The organism is Flavobacterium salmonis (assembly GCF_903819435.1).
Lineage (GTDB): Bacteria > Bacteroidota > Bacteroidia > Flavobacteriales > Flavobacteriaceae > Flavobacterium > Flavobacterium chungangense.
On the sequence record NZ_CAIJDP010000107.1, the window covers coordinates 1 to 6,012 of the forward strand.

8 protein-coding genes are annotated in these 6,012 nt (G+C 30.1%); all 8 read left to right on the top strand.

Translation table 11 applies throughout. The features are described 5' to 3' along the window. The first annotated feature begins 139 nt into the window (after nt 1–139). The 8 genes from FLACHUCJ7_RS25025 (at nt 140) to FLACHUCJ7_RS25060 (ending at nt 5,781) form a co-directional block, all read left to right on the top strand. On the top strand, nt 140–880 hold the full coding sequence (locus FLACHUCJ7_RS25025; protein ID WP_180910956.1) for a hypothetical protein: 741 nt from the start codon (nt 140–142) through the stop codon (nt 878–880). A 2-nt stretch (nt 881–882) separates the two neighbouring features. Further along, on the top strand, nt 883–1,068 hold the full coding sequence (locus FLACHUCJ7_RS25030) for a hypothetical protein (RefSeq protein ID WP_180910957.1): 186 nt from the start codon (nt 883–885) through the stop codon (nt 1,066–1,068). Between the two features lie 172 nt (nt 1,069–1,240). Further along, nucleotides 1,241–1,729, top strand: a complete 489-nt coding sequence (locus FLACHUCJ7_RS25035; RefSeq protein WP_180910958.1) for a hypothetical protein — start codon at nt 1,241–1,243, stop codon at nt 1,727–1,729. Nucleotides 1,730–1,998: 269 nt separating this feature from the next. After that, on the top strand, nt 1,999–2,454 hold the full coding sequence (locus FLACHUCJ7_RS25040; protein WP_180910959.1) for a hypothetical protein: 456 nt from the start codon (nt 1,999–2,001) through the stop codon (nt 2,452–2,454). Nucleotides 2,455–3,189: 735 nt separating this feature from the next. Next, nucleotides 3,190–4,119 (top strand): hypothetical protein, encoded by a 930-nt coding sequence (locus tag FLACHUCJ7_RS25045; protein ID WP_180910960.1) that lies wholly within the window; start codon nt 3,190–3,192, stop codon nt 4,117–4,119. Between the two features lie 167 nt (nt 4,120–4,286). Next, nucleotides 4,287–4,847, top strand: coding sequence for a hypothetical protein (locus FLACHUCJ7_RS25050; protein ID WP_180910961.1), 561 nt, complete (start codon nt 4,287–4,289; stop codon nt 4,845–4,847). A gap of 170 nt (nt 4,848–5,017) precedes the next feature. Next, nucleotides 5,018–5,314, top strand: coding sequence for a hypothetical protein (locus tag FLACHUCJ7_RS25055; protein WP_180910962.1), 297 nt, complete (start codon nt 5,018–5,020; stop codon nt 5,312–5,314). Between the two features lie 38 nt (nt 5,315–5,352). Continuing rightward, nucleotides 5,353–5,781, top strand: coding sequence for a hypothetical protein (locus FLACHUCJ7_RS25060; protein WP_180910963.1), 429 nt, complete (start codon nt 5,353–5,355; stop codon nt 5,779–5,781). Nucleotides 5,782–6,012: the final 231 nt, after the last annotated feature.

Genomic DNA, 6,012 nt, shown 5'->3' on the forward strand with positions numbered 1-6,012 from the left:
AAAGAATACAAAAACAAATGGAAAAACATCAATTCAAAGTCGATGATTTTAACTTTATAACCATTTAGTTTTTAGATATCTATAAAACGTTAGTTAGAATCGCACCGCAGAACGGAGAACTTAATGTCTAAAATAATAAATGAAAGAGTATCTTAAAACAATTGGATTATCATTAATTCCCACAATATTGATTTATATTGGTAAAACAGATGGGTTTTTTACCTTTCTCAAAGACCATAAATTTATCAATGACAGTACTGATATTAAAAATCCGCAATTTTGGTGTTTTTTAGCAGGTTGTTTATGGGCGGGTTTAGTCATTCCTGTTCAATTTGCAAACACAAAAAATAAGCTAAAAGAGAAAGAGGAGGATTTTGATGAACTTCTAAAATTTAATAAAGAAATTTATTTCAAAGCAACTAAAGACAAAATTAAAAAACAAAGTGTTGATTTTAGAACGAGAATATTTGTACCTGAAAAAGGTATAGAAAAATATTGGTCAAAATACAGACATAAAAAAACAGAATTCCACCTAAAACACTATAAAAGTATATCCGATAAGTTAAACAGTAAATCATTACACTTTGAAGTGAATCCTAATGTACAAGGGATGGTGGGAAAAACATATAACGAGAATAAAATTATTATAGACTTTGACGTTCAAAAAGCAGATTACAACTTAACTAACTATCAAAAAAGCAAAACAAATGATGTGAAATTTTGTTCAACTATTCCTATCTTTAATAAAAATAATGAAATCAAAGCTATTCTTTCCGTAGACAGTAACAAAGAAGTTGTACTAAAAGATAGTGAATTTGAAGAGTGGCAAAATAGCTTAATGTATTATGGAATTTTAGTTGATAAACACTTAAAACTATAAGTATGAAAACTATAATAAAGCACATTACTAAAATTACTATTACGTTAAGTAATAATAAAAAAGAGCGAATCGAAAAAAATTTCACTAAAGAGTATTCAAAATCAATAGAAGATTATTTAAAAGATGGTCTTAAAAAATACGAAAATATAGAAGTGGTTGTTCTGAATCGACCAAATGAACGTAAATAGCGACTACCACCAACACACGCTACAAGCAAGTTGGGCAAAGAGCTAAAATAAAAACGGTTTTGTACTTGCCGAAAAAAGTAACAACAGAAAAACAAGGAATTTTTAACCCCAACCTGCGTGTAGCGCGGGAACGTTATGCCTCAGTTTACAGCACCGAAATACCGAAAATAATATGAATAATAATTTAAAAAAGCATTGTTTATTAAAGTTATTATCTGAACAGTCTAATAAATTTGACAATAAAACTAGTACTGAATTTAGTGTTTCTTGTGATTTAATTTACAATAGATTAAATATTAACGAATCAGAATTATATTATTTAATTTCTGAACTTACCACCACCAAAGAAATTGACTATTTTTTTTGGAACGACGAAGAAAAGAAAGGTTTATTTGCAACACCCGAAGGTGTTGCTTCATATTCTAAAAATAAATACAGAAACTTATTTTACTTCAATTTAAAAAATAATTTAAAAGACTTTGTTCAGATAGTAATTCCTATTTTATCTTTAATAGTAGCTTATTTAGCCATTCAATTAAAAATAACAGAAGTTAACAATAACAATCAAAAGCAAATCGATACATTACGGAAAGAGATAAAACAATTAAAATCAAATAAGCTAAAATCTGAAACACAAACCAAAACATATCAGAAAAAATAAAACGGATAATTTTATTAAACATAATATTGAAATTTAAAATTGTTTCCGACTTAAAAGCGGTGCGGAAGCGATACCGACAATTGGAATAAATAAAAAACCGAAGGCATAACACACGCTACAAGCAAGCTGGGCAATTGGCTTAATTTGAAAATAGTTTGTATTTGATACATTTGTTTTTAACCGAAAGATTACGCATCTTTAATCCCAGCCTGCGTGTAGCGCGTGAACGTTAGCGGCAACTTTACCGCAGAGTCAAAAATGAACTTAAAATGAAATATAAATTTACTTTACTTCTATTCCTTTTATCTAAGCTTTCATTTGGACAAATCGACGATTCCAAATTTAGGCCTTCAGTTTTGAAGAAAAATATCATCGGAAAAGAATTTACTTTTGGAGAATGTGATCAAAAAGGTGGTTATGAAACTATCTTAACGTATTTAGGAAGCGTGAAAACCAAAAAAGGTAAAACTTATAAAATAATGAATTCTATATGGATTTGGGGAATGTCATGTCGTGCAACCCACAGAATATTAATTTTCAATAGCCTAAATCAATATTTAGGGAATTATTACATGAACAGTTCGTGTGACTTACCAACAGAATTAAAAGATGGGCAATTGATATTTAACAATTTTAGCCAAGACTGTGATAACCAAATTGAAAAGCCTATTAACTTCAAAAATGGGATACCGAAAAACATATTCGGTTATAAATTTGAGAGTTAAAAAAAAGCAGCCGCTAACAGCCGTTACACGAGATTTGGGCATTAGTTTGAATTTGAAGATGGTTTTGTACTTGGAAAATTTGTGTTTAACCGATAAACCTCGCATCTTTAATCCCAAACCTCGTGTAGCGCCAAGACGTTATGGGGCAGTTGTGCCGAAATTACGCAGACGAAAACAATCAGAAAATAAGCATTTGTTTCCGCAAGAAGTTTACAAATCTGAAGCGTGAAAATTGGAATCACCAGCAGAAGTCGGAAAGTTGGAATCTGACAATAAGTAGACGAAAAACTGAAGCGTGAAAATTGGAACTTGCCAACAGAAACTTGAAAATTGGAATCTGAAAAGCAGAAGCGTGAAAGTCGGAATCTGCCAACAGAAACTTGAAAAGTTTAGCGCAGAAATTAAAAGTGAATAATTGAAAATAATAAGCCGAAAATTACGAACAGAAAAGCAGAAACGTGAAAATTGGATTTGGTAACAGAAGCGTGAAAGTTTTGCGTGATAATCGTAATTTCGACAAAACAACCGCCCCATAACACACGCTACAAGCGATTTGGGTATCTGTCTTGACGGGAAAATGGTTTTGTATTTGGGAATTTTGGCTAATCCGAAAAATAGCGCTAATTTAGTCCCAAACCGCTTGTAGCGCGGGAACGTTAGTAGCAAGCACAAAGCAGAGTCGGAGAATTCAAGAATCTAACCCAATTTTATAACCAAAATTCTTAATCAAATTATATGAGCTTATTCTATAGGTTATTCATTGAAAACTTTCATGAAACATTATTGTATAATATCATAAAAGACTTTTTATTTCCCCTTTTTTTGGCTTTAATAAGTGTAATTACTGCATACTATTTCTTTTTTCGTCAAATTTTAAATGACAATCAAAAAATGATTGAACGCAAAAAAGAAGAACTTAAAGATAAATTAACTTATTTCTCATTAATCATTCACAATGCTATTCAGAATTCTAAAGAACAGAATGAAAATCTTAAAACTCTTATTAGTGAATTAGAAGGAATTGAAATTGACTCTAGACCACAATTTATTGCTCCAATTACAGATTTAAAAAATATTGCCAAAAAAATAGATATTGAAAATTATCTTCTGTCGTTTTTAGAATATTATTCATCGGGAAATAAAATTGAAAATGCGGGTAAGTTCAAAACTATAATTGATAGTTGCGGAATGATTTATCAAATATTTTTACAAAATGACAAATTTCTTAAAGATAAATTAAAGCTTGATTCGGAAGGCAAAATTAAACTTTCTGCAATGGTAAATGAATGTGCAAATCTCCTAGGGAAATGTCTACATAAAATGCATGAGGAAAAAAATCCATTATTTCCTGAATTCATAAAAATTAATGATGATGCTAATAAAAAAATGAATTTATATGGTGATGAATTTCTTCGTGGTCAATACTATTTAATTTTAAAACCCTGCTTAGAGCTTTTAGACTCATGGGATAGACGACACATTGTATTTGATGAGGATTTAGGAAATCTTTGGATTACTTCAAAAGATGGTGTTGAATTATATAATAATATGTGTCGAAATAACATTCTCCTTTTAAATCACTTAAAAATAAATTTTAAGGAAGTGGAAAATTTACTCATTGATATTGAAACGTCGAGCCAACAACTACGCAAGGACTTCTTATAAATGCCAGCTACTAACACACGCTACAAGCAATTTGGGGATTCGGCTTAATATGAAGTTGGTTTTGTATTTGGAATGATTTGTCAAATTCGAAAAATGGGCTTAATTTAGTCCCAAACTGCTTGTAGCGCGGGAACGTTAGCGGCAAGTATCCCAAAAAACTGCAAAAAATGAACTATACTGGACAAAAGGCAAAATTAAATTCGACATCAGAAGAAGGAATTATTCTTCAAGAAATCAATGAAAATAATACTGGCTGGAAAGTTCAATTCAGTTTTGAAAACAAAAACCTGATTAAACGATTTGATTTCAATGAAATAACAGTTGTAGAGAAACTTAATGACGAAATATTACTCGAACGACTAACAAGAAATATAAATTCGGAGGATTTAGATACTCAAATTTGGTCGTCTGAAATACTTTGCTACTTCATTGAAGAATACGGAATGGATATTGATAAAAAGTCCCTTGAAAATACAATCAAGGAAATGGTAAATAAATTATCAGTAGAAAATGAATACGGAATTGAACAGAAACTTGCCGAAGGAATATTCGAGTTTTTATGGTTAGATAATATTGACAAAAGTGTTGAGGAAAAGTTAATAATTAAATTAGCTAAACTTAATAAAGATTGCCTTTATTGTTATTTAGATGAAGAGGAATATATGGCGATTGAAGAAGTAAAAGAATTTATAGAAAGAAAAAATACTGAATACAATACCAGCCGCTAACAGGCGTTTGGCAAGATTGCGAATTTTGTAGTAAATTCACGCTTATTTCTCGCAAGAAATTTTATATTTAACAGAAAATAATCGGTTCCGAAGTTCGCAACCTCGCCAAGCGCCGGAACGTTAGGCGTCAGTTGACGAGAAACGAAACGGAAACAACAAAATGAAAAGAAATGGAAATTCCAAAAATTAAATTAATACCAAATCCCGAAACTGACGAAGAGAAATCAACAATTGGATATAAATGGAATAAGATTGCTGGAACTAGACATTTTTTAGGCGGAAAACCCGAAGAAGTTAGCGCAGATGATTATCCAAATTGTGACGATTGTAAAAAAGAAATGACTTTTTATGCTCAAATTGATAGTATTGGTGAGAATTACGATTTAGCAGATTGTATGGTTATTCACAATTATGTTTGCTTTAGTTGCTTAACGGTTAAAGCTCAATTAATGCAACAATTAGCATAAATTTAATTAGAAACCAAAATTAAAGAAAGTAGAAAAAGATGAATGATAAATTATTTACAAACAAAATTTTTAGAATATTGCTCATTTTATTTGTTGGAATTGACCTAATAATAGCAATTTCAAGAATATCAAGCAATAATGATTATGCTTCGACAATAATTTTGCGTTATTTTAATCTACTTTTAACATTAATTGCTTTTATTTCTATTTTCATAATAACTAAACAATCATTGCCAATAATTAAAATATATATAATTCTAAAACAAATTATTTTTCCAATATTTATGATTTTTTACGGTTTAAAAGAATACATATTTTACTCTTTAAACAGGTATAAAATTGAGAATTATTTTGAATTTAGTTTTACTTTATTAATTGGTTTTGTATTGTACTATTTCTTTAAAAAATATAAAGTAGAAAATATTATTTATAAAGAAAAACAGAATACGGAAACAGAAATTAAATAAACAACCGAACGCCTAACAGCAGTTTTGCAATATGGCGGGTTTTGGGCTTAATTTAAAGTTGGTTTTGTACTTGCAAAGTCTGTTTTTAACCGAAAGTTTAGGCTACCTTAACCGCCACATCGCCAAGCTGCAAAACGTTGGCGGTAATCCCCCATAGTCCGCGTGCCTTACCTCCCGAAGCTAACGGCCATTGCATAAAAAAAATCCATAAATTAGCTACACTCATTGCAA